Raw genomic sequence first — 23935 nt, 5'->3', positions numbered from 1 at the left:
ACGGACTCATAGCTCAGCTGGATAGAGTACTCGGCTACGAACCGAGCGGTCGGAGGTTCGAATCCTCCTGAGTCCGCCACTTTCTGAAGTGGTTTTGCTTGTCAAGGCAGCTTCAAAAACCAGTGGTAATCTGGTCTAAAACTACCAACCACGGACTCATAGCTCAGCTGGATAGAGTACTCGGCTACGAACCGAGCGGTCGGAGGTTCGAATCCTCCTGAGTCCGCCACACCAAAAAGCCCGCTCCTGTAGCGGGCTTTTTCTTTTCTGCCGTTTCACGGATTTGTCAATGCCACACGGCTAGACTCCGTATGAACACCACTGCACATCGATGTGCTTTTTCGCTGCTGCCTGCCGTCGCACTGTTGGCTTCGAGCGTTGTCACAGCTTTATCGCGCAAACGATTGTTCCGGCCAAAAATTTAAGCGATCTGACAGCTTGAGCAGTGTATGATTGCGCCCGTCAGCCCCGCCGGGGCTTGTGGAATACCACCATGGACTTACCCAGTAGTTACCCCTTAATACGCGTTATCAAGCCAGATCTGACCGATTGATTCTCCCGGCGTGCTCCGCTGCTGGGAGTGGAGTTCGCCTATGACCGAAGTCGAAGTAAAGAAAGTCCAAGAGAGCCTGCAGGCTCGCCTCGCCCAGGTGATCGAACTGCTGCAGCGCCAGCGCGTCGTTGAAGACCTGACTCATCGTCAGGAAGGTCAACACAACGACCTGGTGGAAAACCTCGTCCACCGCCAGAACCTGGTCGAGCTGCAGCGCAAGCTCGATGATCTGCACCCCGCCGACATCGCCTACATCCTCGAAGCCTTGCCCCTGGAAGATCGCCTGACGGTCTGGCAACTGGTGCGCTCGGATCGCGACGGCGACATCCTCCTCGAAGTCTCCGACGCCGTGCGTCAGACGTTGATCGCCGACATGGACGATCACGAGCTGCTGGCTGCGGCCAAGGAAATGGACGCGGACGAACTGGCTGACCTGGCGCCTGAGCTGCCGCGTGACGTCGTCCACGAGCTGATGGAAAGCCTCGATGCCCAGCAGCGCGAACGCGTGCGTTCTGCCCTGAGCTACGACGAGGAGCAGGTCGGTGCACTGATGGACTTCGAGATGGTCACCATCCGCGAAGACGTCAGCCTGGAAGTGGTACTGCGTTACCTGCGTCGGCTCAAGGAGCTGCCGGGGCACACCGACAAGCTGTTCGTGGTCGATTACGGCGGCATTCTGAAGGGTGTGCTGCCGATCAAGCGTCTGCTGGTCAACGACCCGGACAAGAAGGTGGCGGAGGTCATGGCGACCGACCCTGTCAGCTTCAAGCCCGAGGAAGATGCCTACGATGCTGCCCAGGCTTTCGAGCGTTACGACTTGGTTTCCGCACCGGTGGTCGACAAGAGCGATCGTCTCATTGGTCGTCTGACCATTGACGAGATGGTCGACCTGATTCGTGAGGAGAGCGAGAGCGAAGTGCTCAACATGGCCGGTCTGCGCGAAGAAGAAGATATCTTCGCCTCGGTCTGGCGCTCGCTGCGCAACCGTTGGGCTTGGCTGGCGATCAACCTGATCACCGCCTTCGTCGCCTCGCGGGTGATCGGCCTGTTCGAAGGTTCGATCGAGAAGCTGGTGGCGTTGGCGGCATTGATGCCCATCGTGGCCGGTATTGGTGGCAACTCGGGTAACCAGACCATCACCATGATCGTGCGCGCCATGGCGTTGGACCAGGTCTCGCCAGGCAATACGCGTCGCCTGATGCGCAAGGAGCTGGCGGTATCCTTGCTCAATGGCTTGATCTGGGGTGGGGTGATCGGGATGGTCGCGTTCCTGCTCTACGGCAGCTGGTCGTTGGGTGTTGTGATGACCGCAGCCATGACCTTGAACCTGCTGTTGGCGGCGTTGATGGGGGTGTTGATCCCCATGACCCTGGCACGCCTCGGGCGCGACCCTGCGATGGGGTCGAGCGTGATGATTACCGCCGTAACCGACAGCGGCGGCTTCTTCATCTTCCTCGGCCTGGCGACACTGTTCCTGCTCTGATGGGCAGTGTGCAGCGCCAGGAAGGGCTGATTCGGCTCAAACGAAAAAAGCCAGCTTGCGCTGGCTTTTTTCGTGGGCGTTGGAAACCTCAGGAGGCGTCGGCTGCCATTTCCACATCGTGAGCGATGAGGGCGACCAGCGCGTTCTGCTGGCGGTGGGTGAGTTGACGGAAGCGTTGCAGCAACTCGCGTTCGTGCAGGGACAGTTCAGGGCTGTCCAGGCGCATGCTCAACTCGTCGCCCAGTGCACCTTCCTGGATGAGGCTTTGCTCCAAGCGGGCGATGATTTCGGAGTTCATGCTGCGGTGATGGTTGCGCGCTACCTCGGCAATGCGCTCACGCATCCCGTCAGGCAGGCGGACGACGAATTTGTCAGCGGTGCGGCTGGAGTAGATAGCCTGTTTCATTGGGCGCATATAAATTGACCGGTTGTTCTGGTTCAGGGGAAGCGGTTCTCAAATTGGCCGCACGGTAGTCGGTACGACCGTCGCGACGACAAAATGTTCAACCGTGATGTGATTTTGGATGCTCATCTTGCCTCATGGTCGCCGTTTCCTTGGCGTCAATTCTGTGACAAATAGTGATCCGGGTAAAGGCTTTCTGCCAGTACCAATTATCAGAAATGAGTACTGGTTTGAAAAGTTTTACTCTTTCCCATCTCGACCCTCTGTCAGGCCTTTGCTGTCAAAATCTTGTAAAACTTGGCAAAGGCCTGGGGAAAATCATCAAACTCGCAAGATTTCCCTATCCTTGAGCATAGTGGCTATGCAACATGACGCAAGCGTTCCCCATCAGGCCGAAGCGCCCGACGTTCACGTTTTGACCGCGCCTACGCAAAAAATTCCCTGACGATGCCATTAATATGCAATTGAATCGCCGGGCAGCGTGGAGACGGCGAGAAAACGCAGAAATGGACTACATCGAAATGCCAGCCTCGGGCATGACAAACGGTCGAGCGCTGGTTACCATGCTCGCCGCTGACCGCCTGCGCCGTTTCGGATGGCTTCTCCAAGCCACTGAATTTGCGTAGAATGCGCGACGTGATGTCCCCTTAGTTCAACGGATAGAACAAGCCCCTCCTAAGGGCTAGATGCTGGTTCGATTCCAGCAGGGGACACATCCTTCGCAATTCCGCCTACCACTCCCTGTTGCCGTCTTTCCAGCGCTGTACGAATCGCAGAGATTCGCGACGACGCACGACGACCGGTATTACACCGGCCACCGTGATCATGTCGTTCAGACCGACAGTGCCTTTTCCTTGTCTTCCTGCTGCTTGCTGGTCTCGCTGGCCTGTGCCATGTCGGCCGTGTTGGCGGCTGCACGTTCAGCCTGCTGCTGCAGCTTGGCCTGGGTCTTGAGTTCGACGTCTTCTTTCATGCGCTGGGCAATCTGTTCGTCGATCTTCTGTTTCTTCTCCGGAGGCAGGGCGTTGTAGTCCTCTTCAGTCATCCCAAGCTCCTGCAGGATCTTCTCCTTGATCTTTTCCTCCGGCGACTTGGACATGTAGTCGCGGAACTCCTGCAGGGCGTTGCTGGCCGGCTGCTTAGATGCACTGGCTTGCTGACGCGCGGCGATATCGGGGTTCTGCAGGGCGACCTTGAGCTTGGCGAAGGCTTCCTGGCGGGCGTCCTCGGCGTTCTGCTGCGAGGTGTTGCCTTGGCTGTTCTGTTGGGCTGTCGTGTTGCTGGTGGCCAGGGCCTGACGCTGCGGCAGGATATCGGCCTGGACAGTGTCATGGTTGACCCGGTGCGGTTGTTGCACCGCAGTCTGCCAGCCCAGCCCATTGAGGCTGATCATCATGTGTTTCCTCCTTGGATGGTAAAACGCGCAGAGCTAGCGGCAAAACCTGTGCCAGACTACCGAAGCCAGAAGCGGCGAGGGCTGTAGCTGGATTGCGCTGAGCGCCAGGGCAGCGGATTGCCCGCAGGAGGAAGTGGCTTGCCGCTATCGGCAAACAGGCTGGTGGCAACACCCGTGCCTTGCTGCCGGCAAAAAAAGACCCACCGCACCCAAGGTGCGACGGGTCAAGTCGGCTTTCGCCGCTTCAGTGCTGTTCAGATATGCAGTGCGTGCCCCAATGCCCTCAATGCAGCCTCCTGCACGGCCTCGCCCAGGGTCGGATGGGCATGGATGGTGCCGGCCACGTCTTCCAGCCGCGCGCCCATTTCCAGGGATTGGGCAAAGGCAGTGGAGAGTTCGGAAACCGCTACGCCGACTGCTTGCCAGCCAAGGATCAGGTGGTTGTCGCGACGCGCGACGACACGCACGAAACCGCTTCTCGACTCAAGGCTCATCGCCCGGCCATTGGCGGCGAAGGGGAACTGCGCAACGATGCAGTCCAGGCCCAGCGCGGCGGCTTGGTCCGGGGTCTTGCCGGCCACCACGACTTCCGGATCGGTGAAGCAGACTGCGGCAATCGCAGTAGGCTCGAAGCGCCGAGTCTTGCCAGCGACAAGTTCGGCGACCATCTCGCCCTGGGCCATGGCCCGGTGTGCGAGCATCGGTTCGCCGGCCACGTCACCGATCGCCCAGACGTTGCGCATGCTGGTCTGGCAGCGCTCGTCGATGGCGATCGCCGCACCGTTCATCTTCAGTGCCAGGCTCTCCAGGCCGAAGCCCTGGGTGCGTGGCCGACGGCCAACGGCGACCAGTACCTGATCGGCCTCCAGGCGCAACTGTTCGCCTGCGCCGTCGCGCGCCAGCAGGCAGCCCTGTTCGTAGCCTTCCACGCTGTGTCCCAGGTGCAGTGCGATGCCGAGCTTTTTCAGCGACTCGGCCACCGGTGCGGTCAGCTCGGCGTCGTAAGTGGGCAGGATGCGATCACGCGCTTCTACCACGCTCACGCGCGCACCGAGCTTGCGGTAGGCGATGCCCAGCTCCAGGCCGATATAGCCGCCGCCGACCACCACCAGGTGTTGCGGCAGGCTTTTCGGTGCCAGGGCCTCGGTAGAGGAGATCACCGGCCCGCCCAGCGGCAGCATCGGCAGCTCGACGCTGCTCGAGCCGGTCGCCAGCAACAGGTGTTCGCACTGGATGCGCTGGCCGTCGACCTCGACGTTCTTGCCGTCGAGGATCTTCGCCCAGCCATGGAGCACCTTCACGCCATGTTTCTTCAGCAGGGCAGCCACACCGCTGGTGAGGCGGTCGACGATGCCGTCCTTCCATTCGACGCTGCGCGTGATGTCCAGGTGCGGTGCCGAGACGCTGATGCCCAGCGCCGAACCTTCGGCGTAGCGGCGGGTCTGGTGGAACTGCTCGGCCACGTGGATCAGCGCCTTGGATGGGATGCAGCCGATGTTCAGGCAGGTGCCACCCAGCGCCTGCCCTTCGACCAGCACGGTGGGAATGCCCAGTTGCCCGGCGCGGATGGCGGCCACGTAGCCGCCGGGGCCACCACCGACAATCAGCAGGGTGGTATCAAGAATCTGTTGCATGCTCACTCCACGAACAGGCAGGCGGGCTGTTCCAGCAGGCCGCGCACGGCCTGAATGAACAGGGCGGCGTCCATTCCGTCGACCACGCGATGGTCGAACGAACTGGACAGGTTCATCATCTTGCGCACCACGATCTGGCCATCGATCACCACCGGGCGCTCGACCATGCGGTTGACGCCGACGATCGCCACCTCCGGGGTGTTGACCACCGGCGTGCTGACGATACCGCCCAGGGCACCGAGGCTGGTCAGGGTGATGGTCGAGCCGGACAGCTCTTCGCGGCTGGCCTTGTTGTTGCGCGCGGCATGGGCCACGCGGGCGATCTCGCTGGCGTTGCTCCACAGGCTGCCGGCTTCGGCATGGCGCAGTACCGGCACCATCAGGCCGTTGTCACCTTGGGTGGCGATGCCCACATGTACGGCGCCGTGGCGGGTGATGACCTGGGCCTCGTCGTCGTAGGTGGCGTTGATCTGCGGGAAATCGCGCAGGGCGACGACCATGGCGCGTACCAGGAACGGCAGCAGCGTGAGCTTGCCACGGCTCTCGCCATGCTTGGCGTTGAGCTGTTGGCGCAGGGCTTCGAGCTGGGTGACGTCGATTTCCTCGACATAGCTGAAGTGCGCGACGCGGCGCTTGGCATCCTGCATGCGCTGGGCGATCTTGCGGCGCAGGCCGATCACCGGCACCTGCTCGCTGTCGGTGCGCTTGCCGTAGCCGGCTGGCGCCTGGCCGAGGGCGGTCTGCGGCTTGCTGATGAAGGCGTCGAGGTCTTCGTGCAGGATGCGCCCGGCCGGGCCGCTGCCATGCACGTAACGCAACTCGATACCGGCATCCAGCGCACGCTTGCGCACGGCGGGTGAGGCCAGTGGTTTGTCATGCGCCTCGCGCGGGACGATGGGCGCGACGGCGTGGCTTGTGGCCGGCTGCGGACGGCTTTCGGGCTGCGGCTCGCTCCTTGTCTGGGCTGGCGCAGGGGCCGGCGCGACGTGCGGCTCGGCCGGCTTGGCCTGCGGCGCGTCGACGTGGTTGCCGCTGCCTTCGACTTCGATACGGATCAGCTCGCTGCCGACCGCCATGACCTCGCCGGGCTGGCCTCCCAGGGCCAAGACCTTGCCGCTGACCGGCGAGGGAATTTCTACCGTGGCCTTGTCGGTCATGACATCGGCCACCACCTGGTCTTCTGCGATCACATCGCCGACCTTGACGAACCATTCCACCAGTTCGACCTGCGCGATGCCTTCACCGATATCCGGCATCTTGATGACGTGCGTGCCCATTCAGACCTCCATGACCCGTTTCAATGCCGCACCTACCCGCGAAGGACCTGGGAAGTAAGCCCATTCCTGTGCGTGGGGGTAGGGGGTGTCCCAGCCGGTGACGCGCTCGATCGGCGCTTCGAGGTGATGGAAGCAATGCTCCTGGACCAGCGACACCAGCTCGGCGCCGAAGCCGCACGTACGAGTGGCCTCGTGGACCACCACGCAACGCCCGGTCTTCTTCACCGAGGCGACGATGGTTTCCAGGTCCAGCGGCCAGAGGCTGCGCAGGTCGATGACCTCGGCGTCGACGCCGCTCTCCTCGGCAGCCACCTGGGCCACGTAGACCGTGGTGCCGTAGGTCAGCACGGTGACATCGTTGCCGGGGCGGGTGATCGCCGCCTTGTCCAGCGGCACCTTGTAGTAGCCGTCGGGCACGGCACTGTGCGGGTGCTTCGACCAGGGTGTTACCGGGCGGTCGTGGTGGCCGTCGAACGGGCCGTTGTACAAGCGCTTGGGCTCGAGGAAGATCACTGGGTCGTCGCATTCGATCGACGCGATCAGCAGGCCCTTGGCGTCATAGGGGTTGGATGGCATCACCGTGCGCAGGCCACAGACCTGGGTGAACATCGCTTCGGGGCTCTGGCTGTGGGTCTGGCCGCCGTAGATGCCGCCGCCGCAGGGCATGCGCAGGGTCAGCGGCGAGATGAATTCGCCGGCCGAACGATACCGCAGGCGAGCCATCTCCGAGACGATCTGGTCGGAAGCGGGGTAGAAGTAGTCGGCGAACTGGATTTCCACCACCGGGCGCAGGCCGTAGGCACCCATGCCCACGGCGGTGCCGACGATGCCGCTCTCGGAGATCGGTGCATCGAACACCCGCGACTTGCCGTACTTGGTCTGCAGGCCTTCGGTGCAGCGGAACACGCCGCCGAAGTAGCCGACGTCCTGGCCGTAGATCACCACGTCGTCGTCGCGCTCGAGCATGACATCCATGGCCGAGCGCAGGGCCTGGATCATGGTCATGGTAGTGGTGGCCATGGCGGTTTCCGGGTTGATGCTGTTGTTGTGATCGTTCATCTCAAACCCCCAGTTCCTGGCGTTGACGGCGCAGGTGATCGGGCATTTCCTTGTACACGTCCTCGAACATCGAGGCGGCGCTGGGGATATGGCCATTGGCGAGGGTGCCGAACTGTTCGGCATCCTTCTGTGCCTTGATCACCTCGGCCTCGAGCTCGGCACTGACGGCCTGGTGCTCTTCTTCGGACCAGTGGCCGGCCTTGATCAGGTGCTGCTTGAGACGAAGGATCGGGTCGCCCAGCGGGAAGTGGCTCCAGTCGTCGGCCGGGCGGTATTTGGACGGATCGTCCGAGGTGGAGTGCGGGCCGGCACGGTAGGTGACCCATTCGATCAGTGTCGGGCCCTGGCCACGGCGCGCACGTTCGGCGGCCCAGCGCGAAGCGGCGTACACGGCGACGAAGTCGTTGCCGTCGACCCGCAGCGAGGCGATGCCGCAGCCCACGCCACGGCCGGCGAAGGTGGTCGACTCACCACCGGCGATGGCCTGGAAGGTGGAAATTGCCCACTGGTTGTTGACCACGTTGAGGATCACCGGGGCGCGGTAGACGTGGGCAAAGGTCAGGGCAGTGTGGAAGTCGGACTCGGCAGTGGCGCCGTCACCGATCCAGGCCGAGGCGATCTTGGTATCACCCTTGATCGCCGACGCCATGGCCCAGCCGACCGCCTGCACGAACTGGGTCGCCAGGTTGCCGCTGATGGTGAAGAAGCCCGCCTCGCGCACCGAGTACATGATCGGCAGCTGACGGCCCTTGAGCGGGTCGCGGGTGTTGGACAGCAGCTGGCAGATCATCTCCACCAGCGACACGTCGCGGGCCATCAGGATGCTCTGCTGGCGGTAGGTGGGGAAGCACATGTCGGTGCGGTTCAGGGCCAATGCCTGACCACTGCCAATGGCTTCCTCGCCCAGGCTCTGCATGTAGAAGGACATCTTCTTCTGGCGTTGGGCGACCACCATGCGGCTGTCGAAGATGCGCGTCTTGAGCATGGCGTGCATGCCTTGGCGCAGCACCTGCGGGTCGATGCCCTCGGCCCAGGGGCCGACAGCATTGCCGTGCTCGTCGAGCACACGCACGAGGCTATAGGAGAGGTCCGCAGTGTCGGCGGGCTCTACGTCGATAGGTGGCTTACGGACTTGACCGGCGTCGTTCAGACGCAGGTAGGAGAAATCGGTCTGGCAGCCTGGCCGGCCTGTGGGCTCGGGCACATGCAAACGCAGGGGGGCGTACTCGTTCATGCTTTTTACGCTCGCTCGAATGTTGTTTTTGTGAGCTCTGAAGCGGCCGCCGCTGACTACCGGCTTGTGACTGGTAGGTCAGCGTCATTTACATCTTAGAGGCTGGGCCGGAGAATTTTTCTCTCAAGTTCATTGCCTTTATCGCGCAGCGCAGATAAACATTCTGAATAAACACAAGAATCAGGTGAATTTGCCTCATGCGTAAACTTGATCGTACGGATATCGGTATTCTCAACAGCCTCCAGGAGAACGCCCGGATCACCAACGCGGAGCTTGCGCGTTCGGTGAACCTCTCGCCGACCCCCTGTTTCAACCGGGTCAAGGCGATGGAGGAACTAGGGGTGATCCGCCAGCAAGTGACCTTGCTGTCGCCCGAAGCGCTGGGCCTGGATGTCAACGTGTTCATCCATGTCAGCCTGGAGAAGCAGGTGGAGCAGTCGTTGCATCGCTTCGAGGAGGAGATCGCCGAGCGGCCCGAGGTGATGGAGTGCTACCTGATGACAGGCGATCCGGATTACCTGCTGCGCGTGCTGTTGCCGAGCATCCAGGCGTTGGAGCGGTTTCTCGATTACCTGACGCGGCTGCCGGGGGTGGCGAATATCCGCTCCAGTTTTGCGCTGAAGCAGGTGCGCTACAAGACCGCGTTGCCGTTACCGGCCAATGGCATGACCTTGCGCGAGTAGTTGTCAGTTCAGGCCCTATCGCGTCGCCACCGCCCGACAGGGTGCTTGATATTTTAAACACCCCCGGCCTATGTTGTGGCTGTCGCCCTTTGCGGCATGCCTACAACAACAAGGACCAGCGTCATGACGACCGAGCGCCTGACCGGCATCGACGAAATCGAATGCGTCACCCCTGACCTCAACGGCGTCCCACGCGGCAAGGTGATGACCGCCGAGGGCTTCCTCGAAGGCCGGCGCCTGCAGATGGCGCGTGGGGTGCTGCTGCAATGCATCATGGGCGGCTATCCGCCGGCAAGGTTCTATGGCAGTGATGACGGCGACCTGGCACTGGTCGCTGATCCTGCGCAAACTCATGTCCTGCCGTGGAGCGACAGCCCACGGGCCTTGGCGATCTGCGATGCGGTCGAGCTCGATGGCACGCCCTCGGGGCTCTCCACCCGTGGTCTGCTCAAGGCGGTGATCGCTCGTTATGCGGCGCTGGGGCTTGCGCCGGTGGTGGCCACCGAACTGGAGTTCTTCGTCTTCGCCCCGAACAGTGATCCGGGCCAACCGTTCCAGCCACCGCTGGGCAGGGACGGGCGCCGCGAGCTGGGCCACTCGGCCTTCAGCGTCAGTTCCAACAATGGCCTGCGGCCTTTCTTCAGCGAGGTCTACCGGTGCATGGCAGCACTGGGCTTGCCGCGCGACACGTTCATGCACGAGATGGGCGTCAGCCAGTTCGAGATCAACCTGTTGCACGGTGATCCGCTGCTGCTGGCCGACCAGACCTTCCTGTTCAAGCATCTGCTCAAGGAAGTTGCACTCAAACACGGCTTGACCGTGGTGTGCATGGCCAAGCCGCTGGCGCATACCCCCGGCAGCTCGATGCACATCCACCAGAGCCTGGTGGAGATCGGCACCGGTCGTAACGTGTTCAGTGACGAGCAGGGCAGGGCAACCGACACCTTCCATCACTTCATCGGCGGCTTGCAGGCGTGCATGGCCGACTTCACCGCGCTGTTCGCGCCCAACGTCAACTCCTACCAGCGTCTGTGCCACCCTTACGCCTCGCCGAACAATGCTTGCTGGTCAGAGGACAATCGCGCGGCTGGCCTGCGCATCCCGGCCAGTTCACCGGTAGCGCGGCGTGTGGAAAATCGTCTGCCGGGCGCCGACACCAACCCCTACCTGGCGATTGCCGCAAGCCTTGCGGCCGGGCTGCATGGCATCGAGCGCAAGCTGCAGCCCACTGCGGCGATCCAGGGCGAGTTCGTGGTGCCCGAGCACCTGAGCCTGCCGTGCACGCTGCACGCGGGCATCGAGCGCCTGCGTCGCAGCACGTTGGCGCGGGAACTGTTTGGCGAGGAGTTCATCGAAGGATACGTCGCCACCAAGACCCTGGAATTGACGGATTTCTTCGATGAGATCACGCCGTGGGAGCGTAGGGTGCTGGCCGCGCAGGCCTGATCGCGACAGAAGCTTTGCCCGGCGCGCCGCTCCTGGCTTTTTTTCATTGCCAGGGGCCCGCGTCCGGGAAATTGCCCTTATGCTTGCCAGCAGCACCACACCTGCCCAAGGAGCCCGCGGGGACGCATGCGCCAGATCTGGAAGTCATTTCGCTCGTTGTACTTCGCCGCCCTGATGATGCTGATCGGCTCAGGCCTGTTGAGTACCTACCTGGCGTTGCGCCTGGCTGCCGACCATGTCGACAGCCTGTGGGTCGGTGCGCTGATGGCAGCCAACTATTTCGGTCTGGCCGTAGGCGGCAAGGTCGGTCACCGATTGATCGCTCGGGTCGGGCACATTCGTGCGTATGCCACCTGCGCCGGCATCGTCGGTGCGGCGGTGCTGGGGCATGGGCTGACCGATTACGTACCGGCCTGGATCGGCCTGCGCATGATCGTCGGCCTGGGCATGATGTGCCAGTACATGGTCATCGAGAGCTGGCTCAACGAGCAGGCCGACGCCAAGCAGCGCGGTGCGGTATTCAGCGGCTACATGATCGCGTCCTATCTTGGGTTGGTGCTGGGTCAGTTGATCCTGGTGGTGCATCCGGCACTGGGGCCTGAGCTGCTGATGCTGGTCGCCATGTGCTTTGCCCTGTGCCTGGTGCCGGTGGCGATGACTCGGCGCATTCACCCGGCACCGCTGCGGCCGGCGCCGATGGAGCCGAAATTCTTCATCAAGCGGGTGCCGCAGTCGCTGAGTACCGTGCTTGGCGCGGGACTGATCGTCGGTTCCTTCTATGGTCTGGCCCCCCTGTATGCGGCGCGCCAGGGGCTGAGCACCGAGCAGGTCGGTCTGTTCATGGGCTGTTGTATTTTCGCCGGGCTGTTAGTGCAGTGGCCCCTGGGCTGGCTGTCGGATCGCTATGATCGAGCGGTGCTGATCCGCAGCGTGTCGATCGGCCTGGCGGTGGTGTCGCTGCCGTTGGCGCTGCTGCCCAGTGTGCCGCTGGAGTTGCTGTTCGCGGCTGGCTTCATCGTTTCGTTGTTGCAGTTCTGCCTCTATCCATTGGCCGTGGCGTTCTCCAATGACCATGTGGAAAGTGAGCGGCGGGTATCGTTGACGGCGATGCTGCTGGTCACCTATGGCGTGGGTGCGAGCATCGGTCCGCTGGTGGCGGGCGTGCTGATGAAGGCGTTGGGCGCACAGATGCTCTATGCCTTCTTCACCTTCTTTGCCCTGGTGCTGGTGTGGCGTATTCGACCGAAGGCGGTCACCGGGCTGCACCAGGTTCAGGATGCACCGCTGGGCCACGTGGCGATGCCTGCGGCAGGTTCGCCGTTGTCTGCGGCGCTCGATCCACGGGTCGATGAGCAGACCGTGCAGGACGTGATGCAGGCGCCGGTGGCGGCGGAGGATACCGAAGATGAGCCAGGGCAGGTCCAGGGCAGTCAGGTCGAGCCGGAAACCGACAAGGCGAATTGAGTGATGCCCGACCAGGAGCCAGGCTTCCTGGTCGGGATCGTTCATTTTTTGATGGCTCAGGCGTCCTGAATGTTTTGCAGTCGAAACTCGAGAATCTCGCCGTTCAACTCTCCGGCATTGAGGTAGGCGCCATCCCAGATCTTCAGTTGGGAAACCCTGTGCCCCAGGGCGTCACGCAGGTAGAACGGAATGTTCGGCGCGCTGTTCGGATTGCCATCCCAATTTGTGAGCGTTTCGATCTTCCACAAGCTTTCGCCAGGGCCGAGCAGGGGCCTGGTGATGCTGTCGATCGCTTTGCCCAACAAGCCGGTGCCATACAGGCCGAGCCATCCCTTATAGTTCTGTTCCATTCTGGCGCCGGCATATTCGAAGCTGCTGACTGTAAAGTTATTCAGGCAACTGATCCGATAATGAGATCGGGTGGCGGTCTGTTTTTCTTTCAGGTACTCGAAATGAAACGTGAGTGGCACGAAGGTACTGAGCGGGTGTTGATAGGCCGCTTCGGTCAGCAGCCATCCCTCCCGTTCTGTTTCACCGTCCGGCTTGGACGGTGACAGCCAGCGGGAGGTCCCGACCTGGCCATGCCTGCAATGCAGCTCGGCTGTGAAGTTGCGGTGAATCATGGCGATGCTCCTGTTGAGCGCCCGGGTTGTTGGGGCGATAGCCGTCACCGTAGTGGGTTCAAGGCGTAAGGAGCATGAGGAAAATTTTCAGCGAATGTACCGACCGCCTGAATCGAAAACGCCACCCGAGGGGTGGCGTCGATGTCTTTCAAGGGGCGATCAGTAGTCGTCTTTATCGAACCGCCGCGCTTCACGCTGCAGCTGGTACACGAAACTCTCGATCTTGCGCTGGTTCTGGCCGTTGAGGTTGTGGAAACGCACGCCGGCGAAGGTGGTATTGATGCGCTCTTCGAAGTGCAGGTGACGCAGCTCCACCATCACGTCGCTCAGGCCCAGCGGGTTTGCGGCCTTGAAGCGCTCATACACCTGGCCCAGTTGCAGGCGCTCTTCGACATTGCCATCGAAGCGCAGCTTGCAGCCCGTGGCGGACACGTCCAGCAGCTTGCCGCGCAGCGCGCCGTTGCCCTTGAGGTGGGTGCCGTCGAGGATGATGTCGACCAGTTGCGACAGTTTCAGCGCAGCGCGGAAGGCGTTGCGACGCTGATGGTAGGTCATTTCGGTGGGCAGAGTGCCGCGGTAGCAGCGGTGGCCATCGACTTCGCCGATGGCCAGCGCAGTGTTGCACTCCCAGGCAATGCGTACGCCATCGTGGAAACCTTCGACGCGGAAGGGTTCGCCGTTCTCGATGAACTTCTCGCCGTCACGCGGGATCATTTCGTCCAGTGCCAGAACGTTGGCGTCCCGGTCCACCTGTACCACGTAACTCTGGAAGCGCTGGCTGCGTTCATGGAAGCTGATGATCAGCGGATCGTGGCTTTCCATCAGCTGGCGCAGGTTCGCCGAAATCTCCAGAGGAGTGGTCAGCACTTTTGGTGGCTGAGGAGCATCGGACTCATTGAACACGGGTAATCAATCTCCAGGCAAAAACGACACACGCAAGTAACGGCATTTTGCCAGTATGTTCCGTGCCTTGAATAGGAATAATCACACCTGGCTGATCGCCCGGGGCTTGTCCATGGGGGAGGTGGTACCACGGCTGTCGTACAGCGACGGGGAGTCGCCGCCGTTGAGGATTCTGATCTGGTTGGCCGTGGCGTGCTGCTGCACCTGGATAACCCGGCCATTGGTCTCGTTGACCTTCTGGCAGGTATCCATCAACTGGGTCAGCACATCGAGTTGCTGCAGGATGATCTCGCCGTTTGGCGATTGCGCAGCAACGGCCTGCACACCTGCCCGGTCGGCGCTGAGGCCGAGCCCGTTGAGCAGGTGATTGCGCCGCATGCCCTGCTGCTCGAGCAAGACGATCAGCGATTGCTTGCGGGCGAGGATGGTCTCCAGCACCTGCATGTCCCGACCGTGCAGGGCGACCGTTTCCTTCTGGAGGAGGTCGAGCAGTTCCTGGGTCGGCGCGATGTCGTCTTCGATCAGTTGCAGCAGTGTGGTGTCGTGCATGGCTGGCTCTTGGCTCTGGCGTCCTGGAAGTCAGCGCACCGTAAGGTTAGCGCTGAGCTTCGAAATCAAGCAGTTTGCTGGCGATCCGGCCGGCATCGACCTGGTAGCTGCCGTCGGCGATCGCCTGCTTCAACTGGGCCACGCGGGCGCTGTCGACTGTCGGTTGATCGCGCAGCTTGTCGCTGATCTTCTGCAACTGCTGGGCCTCTTGACTGAGGTGTACCGCCTCTCCGCTGACGCTGGCAGGCTTGCCTGCATCGCTGGCACCACCGGTTTTTTCGGTGTTGCCCGATGCGGCATTGCCGCGAACACCGCCCGTGATGGACGGAGAGTTATTCAAACGACTGAAGTCGATGACCATGATCAGAAACCTCTGGGTGAATAGGACGCTTGCCTTTGTTTCGGCCAACCCGAAACAAACTTTAGGCACAAATGTTCTGCCGTCCGTCAGCAAACCCGCATATCCCGATTTCTGACACAGTTTAGGAAAAGCGGTTCCTCGCCGCCAGTCCCGGGGTCCTGCATTATTTCGTCGGCGATGAACCGCCGGTGCCTTTTACATCCTTCCTACATCGCCACTTCGACCTGGCCCGGCCCGACCACCGTGGCCTTGACCACGCGCTGGGAGTTGAGATTGCGCACGCGGATCTGTTCGGTCAGGCCGCCCTTGCTCAGGGCTTCGCCTGGCATGCGTACGCTCAGGCCGCCACTGCGGGCGGTGATCACCACGTGATCGCCCTTGCGAATCACGTCCGCTTGTTCCAGTTGCTGCAACGTCAGGACCTGGTCGAGGATGGTCGGGCGCAGCAGTTTCATGCCCACGGCCTGGTCGAGTTCGCTCAGAAAGCCCTGGCCCAGGGTGCTGACGTCACGCTCGCGCAGGGCCACGTCACCTTCAGTGATCACGCTTTCGCGCTTGAGTGGGCGGGTCATGACCACAACGTCGCGGAACAGCTTCACCTGTGCCGGCACGAATACCGTCCAGGGCGAGGTGCCGTCGCAACGTACCCGCACCGTCACCCGCCCAAGCGGCTGTGCCGGGCTTTCCAGCGAGGCGTCCAGTTGCTGGCTGCACACCGGCATGCGCAGGCGTGGGTCGAGATTGTTGACCTGGATGTCATAACGTCCCACGGTCTGGGTGCGCGTCATGTAGTCTTCGACGGTGAATTCAAGAAACCCTTGGGTGACACCGATAAGCTGTTCAGGCAAGGTAAACGAATCCGCCAGCGTGCGAGCGCCGGATGCGAGCAGGCATGCAATGGCCAGGGGGATGGCCAGCAGGCGCGTCAGTCGTCGGAAAAATGTCGTTTTCGTGTACATACGCTCAAAAAAGCAAAGCCCGTGCCGACTTGTTGGCAAGCGAGCAGAAAAATAGAAGGAGTCTGGCATGGCTGGCGTTATGGATTCGGTCAACCAGCGCACGCAACTGGTTGGACAGAATCGCCTCGAGCTGCTGTTGTTCCGTCTCAATGGCGATCAACTCTATGGCATCAATGTGTTCAAGGTCCGTGAGGTGCTGCAGTGCCCGGAGCTGACCCTGTTGCCCAAGTCCCATCCGGTGGTGCGCGGTGTAGCGAACATTCGTGGGGCAACCATCCCCATCCTCGACCTGTCGATGGCGACGGGGCTACCGGGCCTGAAAGAAGAGACCCGTAACAGTTTCGTGATCATTACCGAGTACAACACCAAGACCCAGGGTTTCCTGGTGCACTCGGTCGAGCGCATCGTCAACATGAACTGGGAAGAGATCCATCCACCTCCCAAGGGTACCGGGCGCGATCACTACCTGACGGCGGTTACCCGGGTAGACAACCGCATGGTCGAGATCGTCGACGTCGAGAAGGTGCTTGCCGAAGTGGCGCCGTCCTCGGAGTCGGTCTCCGCTGGCGTGGTCGATGCCGAGGTGCAGGACAAGGCCGTGTTGCTGCGGGTGCTGACCGTCGACGATTCGTCGGTGGCGCGCAAGCAGGTCAGCCGTTGCCTGCAGACCGTGGGCGTGGAGGTGGTGGCGCTCAACGACGGCCGCCAGGCGCTGGACTACCTGCGCAAGCTGGTGGATGAGGGCAAGCGGCCGGAAGAAGAGTTCCTGATGATGATCTCCGACATTGAAATGCCGGAAATGGACGGCTATACCCTCACCGCCGAGATTCGTAACGATCCGCGCATGCAAAAATTGCACATCGTCCTGCATACTTCGCTGTCGGGCGTGTTCAACCAGGCGATGGTCAAGAAGGTCGGCGCTGACGACTTCCTGGCCAAGTTCAAGCCGGACGACCTGGCCCAGCGCGTGGTCGATCGGATCAAGGCAACGCATTGAAACGGCCGGGGCGAGCCCCGGCGCAAGTGATTGAAAAGAGGCGGCAGCATTGTCTACGGGTAATTTGGATTTCGAACAGTTCCGGGTCTTCCTGGAGAAAGCCTGTGGCATCCTGCTGGGCGAAAATAAGCAGTATCTGGTGTCCAGCCGTCTCAACAAGCTGATGGAGCAGCAGGGCATCAAGAGCCTGGGTGAGCTGGTCCAGCGCATCCAGACCCAGCCCCGCAGTGGCCTGCGCGAGCAGGTGGTCGACGCCATGACCACCAACGAGACCTTGTGGTTTCGCGACACCTATCCGTTCGAAGTGCTGAAGAACAAGGTGATTCCCGAGTTCATCCGCGCCAACCCTGGCCAGCGCCTGCGCATGTGGTCGGCGGCCTGCTCGTCGGGGCAGGAGCCGTATTCGATCTCGATGGCTATCGATGAGTTCGAGCGCAGCAACCTGGGCCAGTTGAAGATGGGGGCGCAGATCGTCGCCACCGATCTTTCCGGTGCCATGCTCAATAACTGCAAGACGGGTGAGTACGATAGCCTGGCGATTGCCCGCGGCTTGTCGCAGGAGCGCCTGCAGCGCTACTTCGACCCGAAAGGGCCGGGGCGGTGGGCGGTTAAGCCGGCAATTCGCAGTCGGGTGGAGTTCCGCTCGTTCAACCTGCTCGACAGCTATGCGGCGCTGGGCAAGTTCGACATCGTGTTCTGCCGCAATGTGTTGATCTACTTCTCCGCGCAGGTGAAGAAAGACATCCTCATGCGTATCCATGCAACGCTCAAGCCAGGGGGATATCTGTTCCTGGGGGCTTCGGAGGCGCTCAATGGCTTGCCGGATCATTACCAGATGGTTCAGTGCAGTCCAGGGATCATCTATCAGGCCAAGTGAATGTAAAGGCCGGTATCGAGAGATACCGGCCTTCTCGTTTTCGCGCCTGCGAACACCGGACCTTGCCAGCGTGTTCAGGCGGCAAGGTCAGGATCGATCGAGGTCGCGGTCAGAAGTCGTACCGCACCTTCGCCGAGAATACGTCGGCATTGAAGCCCGACTTGCCCACGTAGTCATAATTGACCCCGAGGGTCACTGCACCCAGCTTGTAGTCGGCACCGACACCTGCTTCGTAGCTGTTGCGCACCGCACTTGCGCCGCGGGTCACGAATGGCGTGTTGCCGAGCAGGAAGGTCGAGGTGCTGTTGGTCTGGTCGGCGGCGAAGTCGTGGTAGCCCATCAGCTTGAATTGCGGCTCCAGGGTCCCGACACCAACGGCATAGCTGCCCGCCACTCGCACACCTGCACCCAGCTCGAGGGCTTCGTAGCGCTCATCTTCGACCTTGAGTGCGGCGGACGAGCCTTTCTCGCGGTAGCCATCGATGTCGACACGGCTGTAGCGAGCGGCCACGCGTGGTTCGACCAGCAATTGCGGGTTGATGTGCCAGGTGTAGCCACCCACCAGGTTCGCGGCCAACTGGTTGCTATCGTAGTCGGCCTTGGCCCGGGTGTCGGCGATCTCACGCTTGCCTTGGTTGTCGCCCCGGCCATAGGTCAGGCTGGCGTCGACGAAGTAGTTGCCCAGCGTATAGGCGCTGTACAGGGTGAAGGCATGGCTCTCGACCGACGTCTTGTTGCCACTGCTGCCGTTGACGTCAGTGTCCAGGAAGCTGTACGCCAGGCCCAGGGTGAGCTGGTCGTTGAGCTTGCCATCGGCACCGACGGCAATGCCGCGACTGTAGGCGTTGTAACCTGCCACGCCGTCACGGGTGCTCTGGGTGGCGTCGCTGTACAGCGATTGAACCCATACGCCGGCCTGGCTGAAGCCTTCTCCCGAAGAGGCGCCACGCAGGTTGCTGGCGCGGCTGCTGATGGCGTTGCCGATCATGCGCTGGGCTCCGGTGGCTGCCTGGCGCGCGCCGCCGTTGACCTCCGGGGTCAGCTGGCGAGCCAGTCTGGCGACCTGGGCCTGGTCGGCGTTGGCGGCGTAGGCCAGCAGCGGGTCGCCTTTGGGCAACTGAGCCAGCAGGCCGTTACCGATCGCGTTGCCGATGGCACCCTGGGCATTGTCGTTGCCGCCGCTTTCCTTGACGATCTCGGTGACTTCTTCCACCGGTTTGGTCGTGACCTGTGCGTAGACTTTGTTGTCTTCCACCGCGCTGCTCTGCACGCGCAGCAGTGCCGAGGTACTGGTGACCTGGATGCCGTTGGGGTCAAGGTTGTGGCCGGCGGTGTCCACCAGCTGTACCTGGCCGGCCTCGACCAGCAGGTAGCGCGATCCGGACGGCTGGAAGTCCTCTTCGTCGGCGTGCAGGGCGATGCGCGAGCCTTGTTCGAACTTGCTGGTGCCGCTGACCTTGAGTACCGCCACGCTCGGGTCGGTTTCGCTGGACAATTCCAGGCCCAGTGCCGAGTTGCCGGCGATCGACAGGTTGCCGTCGATCGCGGTGCGGGCAGCGGTCAGTGACAGGGTCGCACGGGTGTCGTCACCCAGGTTGCCGACTTCGATCCAGCCACCGGGCTTGAGGCGGATGTCCGGGGTGGTGTGGGGCAGGTAGTGGGACTGGAACTCGCTGTTGCCTTCGACCTCGATGTTGCTCAGCCCGTCGAGCATGCCGGTGATCTGGCTGCCCTCGCGCAGGATGAGCTCGACCGGCCGATTGCTGTGGCTGGCGTCGATGGCGACCTGGGCCATGATGATGCCGCTGTTGAAGATGTTCAGGTCGCCGTGGTCGCGGTACCAGGGTTGCTGGCCGGGGGCGTCGAATGCGACATCGCCGATGCGAATGCCGGTGCCGCTCAAGGCGTAGATCGAGCCACGGTTGTCGATGTGTCGCCCCAGGCTACTGGTCAGGGTTGCGCCATCGAGCGCGATGGCCTGGCTGTTCGTGTCGCTGGCGACGATATTGCCGTAGTTTTCGATGCTGTCCAGGCGGGTTGGCATGCCGGTGGCGCCGCCGCGCGACGTGGCGTTGACGCTGATGGCATTGGGGCCGCTGCTTTCGATGGCGCCGCGGTTGACGATCTTGCCCTGCACGGTGGCGCCGGCCAGGTTGAGGGTGATCGCGTTGTAGCCATAGGCGCGGACCTTGGCGTTCTGGGCGTTGACCAGGTCGCCCTTGATCAAGGTCGACTGGCCGTTGGCGCTGGCCAGGTTGATGCCGTAGGCCTCCCGCCGGTTGATGATGCCGATACCGGTGCCGGCCTGGAGCGTGCCTTGGTTGATCAGGTTGCCATCGATGGTGGTATTGCTGATTTTCAGCGCGTTGCCATCGAGGCTGGTGCTCCTGACGAAGGCCTGGTTCATCAGGTCGCCGGTCACCTGGCTGTTGCGCACGGTGAGGGCGTCGCTGCGATTGACCATGTCCACGGTGGTGCGGTCGTTGTCGTTGATCGGGCTGTTGAAGGTCAGGTCGCCCTGTACGTTGGCGTCGTCGAGCACGATCGCGCTGCGGGAAATATTGGTGAAGCTGCCGCCGAACTCGAGGCCATTCGCGTAGCTCTGGTGGCTGGAGGTGAAGCCGGCATCGGTCAGTTGGATGGTCTGGCCATGGGCGGGCAGGGCGCTGGTGGCAATTGCCAGGGCAAGCAGGGTCTTGCGGTAGGTCAGCGGGGACACGGTTTCTTCCTTGGAAGGCAATAGGGACAGTGCGCATCCATGCTGTGCCTGAAACCGTAACCAGTGGCCTCATGCCACATCTCTGCGCGGTCGCGAATGCTACTCGCAGTGATGGCAAAATAACACTTCCCTGTTGACGTCAATTTTTTGGATTGCCGCTTTTGCCGCTCGGCAATTGCCGCTCGCCCGCCATCAAGCGGAAGCACTTTGCCGCTTTTCTGGCATTGCCGTTGTTCGCGGAGGCAGCTGATGCCCGGTATTGCTGGGGTTGCGGCTGTTGGCACAGGCCTTGCTATAGCTTGGCCAACGCAACGCTGGTCAACCTTCGAAGGTTCCCCGACATGAGCATCAGCTTCGACAAGGCCCTCGGCATCCATGAAAAGGCACTGGGTTTCCGCGCCCAGCGCGCCGAGGTGCTGGCCAACAACATCGCCAACGCCGACACGCCCAACTACAAGGCGCGTGACATGGACTTCTCCTCGGTGCTTGCCGCCGAGGCAGACAAACAAAGCAATGGGCGTATTTCGCTGACCCGCACCAACGGCCACCACATCGAGGCCGAAGGCCTGGCCATGGGCGACGACAGCCTCAAGTACCGCACGCCGATGCAGCCGTCGATCGACCAGAACACCGTGGATGCACAGATCGAGCAGTCGAACTATGCGCAGAACGCGATCGACTTCCAGGCCAGCTTCACCTTGCTCAACAGTAAATTCAAAGGGCTGGTATCGGCCCTGCGTGGAGAGTGACCATGTCCCTTGCCAGTGTCTTCAACATCGCCGGTAGCGGCATGAGCGCGCAGAACACGCGCCTTAACACCGTCGCCTCGAACATCGCCAACGCCGAGACCGTCTCCTCGAGCATCGACCAGACCTACCGCGCGCGCCACCCGGTGTTCGCCACCACCTTCGAACAGGCCCAGAACGGCGCCGGTCAGTCGCTGTTCGACGACCAGGGCCAGGCCGGCCAGGGTGTGCAGGTCAAGGGGATCATCGAGGACCAGAGCAACCTGGAAGCCCGCTACGAGCCCAATCATCCGGCGGCGAACAAGGACGGCTACGTCTACTACCCGAACGTCAACGTGGTCGAGGAGATGGCTGACATGATCTCCGCCAGCCGTGCGTTCCAGACCAACGCCGAGCTGATGAACACCGCCAAGACCATGATGCAGAAGGTGCTGACCCTGGGTCAGTGATTGAGGAGCGCAAAGCATGGCAGTCAATGTTAATGATGTGCTCGCCAACTCCGGTGTGAGCAACGGCACCAAGAAGCCAGCCAGCGAGCCGACCGACAAGAACGCGCTCGGCAAGGATGCCTTCTTGCAGTTGCTGGTCACCCAGATGCAGCACCAGAACCCGCTCGATCCGCAGGACAACGGTGAGTTCGTTGCCCAGCTTGCGCAGTTCAGCAGCCTGGAGGGTATCCAGACCCTCAACGAGTCGGTCAACGCCATTACCGGTTCGCTGGGTTCGTCCCAGGCGCTGCAGGCATCGTCGCTGGTCGGCCGCTCGGTGATCGTGCAGAACGACAAGGCGCTGGTCGATCCGACCAAGAGCTTCAATGGTCAGGTCGTGGTGCCGCAGAACATCGAGAGCGGCAAGGTCACGATCAAGGACAAGGATGGCAACGTCGTCAAGACCATCCAGTTGGGCGAACAGAAGAAGGGCACTGCCGACTTCATCTGGGATGGCACCAACGACAAGGGCGAGAAGGTCGCTGCAGGCAACTACACCTTTACCGCGACTACCACCGTCGATGGCAAGGCTCAGGAGATGTACACGCTGCTGCCAGCCACCGTCACCAGTGTCACCGTGGGTGGCACTGGCGGCGAGATGATGCTCAACCTGGCCGGTATCGGCAAGGTCGGCATCTCCAAAGTACAAACCATCGGAATCTAAGGCCGGCCTGTTCGGCAGAAGGAGCAATGCATGTCTTTCAATATCGGCCTTAGCGGTCTCTACGCAGCCAACAAGCAACTCGACGTTACCGGCAACAACATCGCCAACGTCAATACCACCGGTTTCAAGTCGTCGCGTGCCGAGTTCGCCGACGTCTACGCCGGCGCCAACCGCCTGGGCGTGGGCCAGAACCAGGTCGGTAACGGTGTGCGCCTGGCGGCCGTGTCGCAGCAGTTCACCCAGGGTGACGTGAACAACACTGGCAACGTGCTGGACATGGGGATCCAGGGCCAGGGCTACTTCGTCCTGTCCGACAACGGCTCGCTGACCTACACCCGTGCCGGTGCCTTCCGCACCGACAAGGACAACAACGTGGTGACCTCCGACGGCCTGAACCTGCAAGGCTATGCTGCCGACAGCACCGGCAAGATCCAGAAGGGCATCCTCACCAACCTGAAGATCGATACCTCGGCGCTGGCCCCCAAGGCCACTACCCTGATCGACCAGGGCATCAACCTGAACTCCTCCGCCGACACCATCCCGCTGGAGGTGTCCGACGGCGCGACCCCACCGGTGATGGTGCCGAACAAGCCGTTCGACCCGGCCGACCAGTCGACCTACACCAAGTCCTTCCCGACCAAGGTGTACGACAGCCAGGGTAACGAGCACACCATGGAGCAGTTCTACCGCAAGACCGGCACCAACGAGTGGACCATGTACACCCTGGTCGATGGTCGCAACCCGCTCAACCCGAGTAGCACCACGCCGCTGACCGGCACCATGACTTTCAACTCCGACGGCAGCATCAAGGCCATGACCACCGACAACACCACGGTGCCGGCGGCCAACTGGAGCGTGACCAACAACACCTTCAGCCTCAAGGGCTGGATCCCGGCCGCGAAGGATGCCGCAGGCAACTGGGCGGCCAACGGTTCGGATGGCAATGCCGACGGCATGCGCCTGGCCATGAACAGCACCACCTCGTACAACACCGAGACCGCGCGCATGTCGCAGAATCAGGACGGCTATGCCACCGGCATCCTGTCGAGCCTGTCGATCGACTCGACCGGGGTGATGTTCGCAAGCTTCAGCAACCAGCAGTCTCGCGCCATCGGCCAGGTTGCGATTGCCAGCTTCGCCAACGACCAGGGCCTGCAGCAGATCGGCGGTACGCGTTGGAAAGAGACCTTCTCCTCGGGTATTCCAGGCATCGACGCGCCGAAGACCGGCACCCTGGGCTCGGTCGAGTCCAACTCGCTGGAAGCGTCCAACGTCAACCTGACCCAGGAGCTGGTCGAGCTGATCAAGGCGCAGAGCAACTACCAGGCCAACGCCAAGACCATCTCCACCGAAAGCACCATCATGCAGACCATCATCCAGATGACCTGATGGTCGCTGGCTGAGCGTGTCTGGACGA

Annotated in this window: 22 protein-coding genes and 3 tRNA genes; 13 read left to right on the top strand and 12 right to left on the bottom strand. The window is 61.9% G+C overall.

Features of this window, described 5'->3' with window-relative positions:
• The first annotated feature begins 2 nt into the window (after positions 1-2).
• The 3 genes from ACPZMI_RS10170 to mgtE all read left to right on the top strand — a co-directional run bounded on the left by ACPZMI_RS10170 (position 3) and on the right by mgtE (position 2036).
• Positions 3-79: transfer RNA gene (locus ACPZMI_RS10170), tRNA-Arg, on the top strand.
• A 73-nt stretch (positions 80-152) separates the two neighbouring features.
• A tRNA-Arg gene (locus ACPZMI_RS10165) sits at positions 153-229 on the top strand.
• 364 nt (positions 230-593) lie between these two features.
• The gene (gene mgtE, locus ACPZMI_RS10160; protein ID WP_426352156.1) at positions 594-2036 is read left to right on the top strand and encodes a magnesium transporter; all 1443 of its coding nucleotides are present in this window, start codon (positions 594-596) and stop codon (positions 2034-2036) included.
• Between the two features lie 88 nt (positions 2037-2124).
• Here the strand turns inward: mgtE and ACPZMI_RS10155 are convergent, their stop codons facing one another.
• Positions 2125-2451 carry an Arc family DNA-binding protein gene (locus ACPZMI_RS10155; RefSeq protein ID WP_029613963.1) on the bottom strand — a complete coding sequence of 109 codons (327 nt, stop codon included), beginning with the start codon at positions 2449-2451 and terminating at the stop codon, positions 2125-2127.
• Between the two features lie 629 nt (positions 2452-3080).
• On the opposite strand from ACPZMI_RS10155, the gene ACPZMI_RS10150 reads away from it, so the two are divergent.
• Positions 3081-3152, top strand: a tRNA-Arg gene (locus ACPZMI_RS10150).
• Positions 3153-3271: 119 nt separating this feature from the next.
• Here ACPZMI_RS10150 and ACPZMI_RS10145 read toward each other — a convergent pair.
• The 5 genes from ACPZMI_RS10145 to ACPZMI_RS10125 form a co-directional block, all read right to left on the bottom strand.
• On the bottom strand, positions 3272-3835 hold the full coding sequence (locus ACPZMI_RS10145; protein ID WP_426352155.1) for a hypothetical protein: 564 nt from the start codon (positions 3833-3835) through the stop codon (positions 3272-3274).
• Positions 3836-4089: 254 nt separating this feature from the next.
• Complete coding sequence (lpdA, locus tag ACPZMI_RS10140) at positions 4090-5469, bottom strand: dihydrolipoyl dehydrogenase (RefSeq protein WP_426352154.1); 1380 nt, start codon at positions 5467-5469, stop codon at positions 4090-4092.
• Positions 5470-5471: 2 nt separating this feature from the next.
• The gene (locus tag ACPZMI_RS10135; RefSeq protein ID WP_186666467.1) at positions 5472-6746 is read right to left on the bottom strand and encodes a dihydrolipoamide acetyltransferase family protein; all 1275 of its coding nucleotides are present in this window, start codon (positions 6744-6746) and stop codon (positions 5472-5474) included.
• Positions 6747-7805 carry an alpha-ketoacid dehydrogenase subunit beta gene (locus ACPZMI_RS10130; RefSeq protein ID WP_186666465.1) on the bottom strand — a complete coding sequence of 353 codons (1059 nt, stop codon included), beginning with the start codon at positions 7803-7805 and terminating at the stop codon, positions 6747-6749. It lies immediately after the preceding gene.
• A 1-nt stretch (position 7806) separates the two neighbouring features.
• Positions 7807-9039, bottom strand: a complete 1233-nt coding sequence (locus tag ACPZMI_RS10125) for a 3-methyl-2-oxobutanoate dehydrogenase (2-methylpropanoyl-transferring) subunit alpha (protein ID WP_426352153.1) — start codon at positions 9037-9039, stop codon at positions 7807-7809.
• Between the two features lie 197 nt (positions 9040-9236).
• Between ACPZMI_RS10125 and bkdR the strand changes: the two genes are divergently transcribed.
• The 3 genes from bkdR (at position 9237) to ACPZMI_RS10110 (ending at position 12632) form a co-directional block, all read left to right on the top strand.
• Entirely contained in the window at positions 9237-9722 is a 486-nt protein-coding gene (gene bkdR / locus ACPZMI_RS10120) for a Bkd operon transcriptional regulator BkdR (protein WP_027593063.1), read from the top strand.
• Between the two features lie 204 nt (positions 9723-9926).
• Complete coding sequence (locus ACPZMI_RS10115; RefSeq protein WP_186666674.1) at positions 9927-11168, top strand: glutamine synthetase family protein; 1242 nt, start codon at positions 9927-9929, stop codon at positions 11166-11168.
• 126 nt (positions 11169-11294) lie between these two features.
• Positions 11295-12632: an MFS transporter gene (locus ACPZMI_RS10110; RefSeq protein ID WP_186666461.1), complete on the top strand. Its 1338-nt coding sequence runs from the start codon at positions 11295-11297 to the stop codon at positions 12630-12632.
• A gap of 56 nt (positions 12633-12688) precedes the next feature.
• Here the strand turns inward: ACPZMI_RS10110 and ACPZMI_RS10105 are convergent, their stop codons facing one another.
• The 5 genes from ACPZMI_RS10105 to flgA form a co-directional block, all read right to left on the bottom strand.
• On the bottom strand, positions 12689-13255 hold the full coding sequence (locus ACPZMI_RS10105) for a hypothetical protein (protein WP_186711686.1): 567 nt from the start codon (positions 13253-13255) through the stop codon (positions 12689-12691).
• A gap of 159 nt (positions 13256-13414) precedes the next feature.
• A complete protein-coding gene (locus ACPZMI_RS10100) occupies positions 13415-14158 on the bottom strand; it encodes a flagellar brake protein (protein WP_186711870.1) in 744 nt (247 codons plus the stop codon).
• Positions 14159-14239: 81 nt separating this feature from the next.
• Entirely contained in the window at positions 14240-14707 is a 468-nt protein-coding gene (locus tag ACPZMI_RS10095; protein WP_054891911.1) for a flagella synthesis protein FlgN, read from the bottom strand.
• Between the two features lie 46 nt (positions 14708-14753).
• The gene (gene flgM / locus ACPZMI_RS10090) at positions 14754-15068 is read right to left on the bottom strand and encodes a flagellar biosynthesis anti-sigma factor FlgM (protein ID WP_426352157.1); all 315 of its coding nucleotides are present in this window, start codon (positions 15066-15068) and stop codon (positions 14754-14756) included.
• A 206-nt stretch (positions 15069-15274) separates the two neighbouring features.
• Positions 15275-16027 carry a flagellar basal body P-ring formation chaperone FlgA gene (gene flgA / locus ACPZMI_RS10085; protein ID WP_186666458.1) on the bottom strand — a complete coding sequence of 251 codons (753 nt, stop codon included), beginning with the start codon at positions 16025-16027 and terminating at the stop codon, positions 15275-15277.
• A 67-nt stretch (positions 16028-16094) separates the two neighbouring features.
• On the opposite strand from flgA, the gene ACPZMI_RS10080 reads away from it, so the two are divergent.
• A complete protein-coding gene (locus ACPZMI_RS10080) occupies positions 16095-17024 on the top strand; it encodes a chemotaxis protein CheV (RefSeq protein ID WP_063545699.1) in 930 nt (309 codons plus the stop codon).
• A gap of 49 nt (positions 17025-17073) precedes the next feature.
• Positions 17074-17901 (top strand): protein-glutamate O-methyltransferase CheR, encoded by an 828-nt coding sequence (cheR, locus tag ACPZMI_RS10075; RefSeq protein ID WP_186666457.1) that lies wholly within the window; start codon positions 17074-17076, stop codon positions 17899-17901.
• 109 nt (positions 17902-18010) lie between these two features.
• On the opposite strand, the gene ACPZMI_RS10070 is transcribed toward cheR, so the two are convergent.
• Positions 18011-20620 carry an autotransporter family protein gene (locus ACPZMI_RS10070; RefSeq protein ID WP_426352152.1) on the bottom strand — a complete coding sequence of 870 codons (2610 nt, stop codon included), beginning with the start codon at positions 20618-20620 and terminating at the stop codon, positions 18011-18013.
• Positions 20621-20961: 341 nt separating this feature from the next.
• Between ACPZMI_RS10070 and flgB the strand changes: the two genes are divergently transcribed.
• From flgB to flgE, 4 genes are read left to right on the top strand one after another with little or no spacing between them, the layout of a single operon-like run.
• Positions 20962-21369 carry a flagellar basal body rod protein FlgB gene (flgB, locus tag ACPZMI_RS10065; protein WP_186666455.1) on the top strand — a complete coding sequence of 136 codons (408 nt, stop codon included), beginning with the start codon at positions 20962-20964 and terminating at the stop codon, positions 21367-21369.
• Between the two features lie 2 nt (positions 21370-21371).
• Positions 21372-21815 carry a flagellar basal body rod protein FlgC gene (gene flgC, locus ACPZMI_RS10060; RefSeq protein WP_054891905.1) on the top strand — a complete coding sequence of 148 codons (444 nt, stop codon included), beginning with the start codon at positions 21372-21374 and terminating at the stop codon, positions 21813-21815.
• 16 nt (positions 21816-21831) lie between these two features.
• On the top strand, positions 21832-22518 hold the full coding sequence (flgD, locus tag ACPZMI_RS10055) for a flagellar hook assembly protein FlgD (protein WP_186666453.1): 687 nt from the start codon (positions 21832-21834) through the stop codon (positions 22516-22518).
• A 30-nt stretch (positions 22519-22548) separates the two neighbouring features.
• A complete protein-coding gene (flgE, locus tag ACPZMI_RS10050; RefSeq protein WP_186711013.1) occupies positions 22549-23907 on the top strand; it encodes a flagellar hook protein FlgE in 1359 nt (452 codons plus the stop codon).
• Positions 23908-23935: the final 28 nt, after the last annotated feature.

Source organism: Pseudomonas wayambapalatensis (genome assembly GCF_049942315.1).
In the GTDB taxonomy this organism is placed as follows: domain Bacteria; phylum Pseudomonadota; class Gammaproteobacteria; order Pseudomonadales; family Pseudomonadaceae; genus Aquipseudomonas; species Aquipseudomonas wayambapalatensis.
This window is presented reverse-complemented; position numbering and strand designations above follow the sequence as displayed.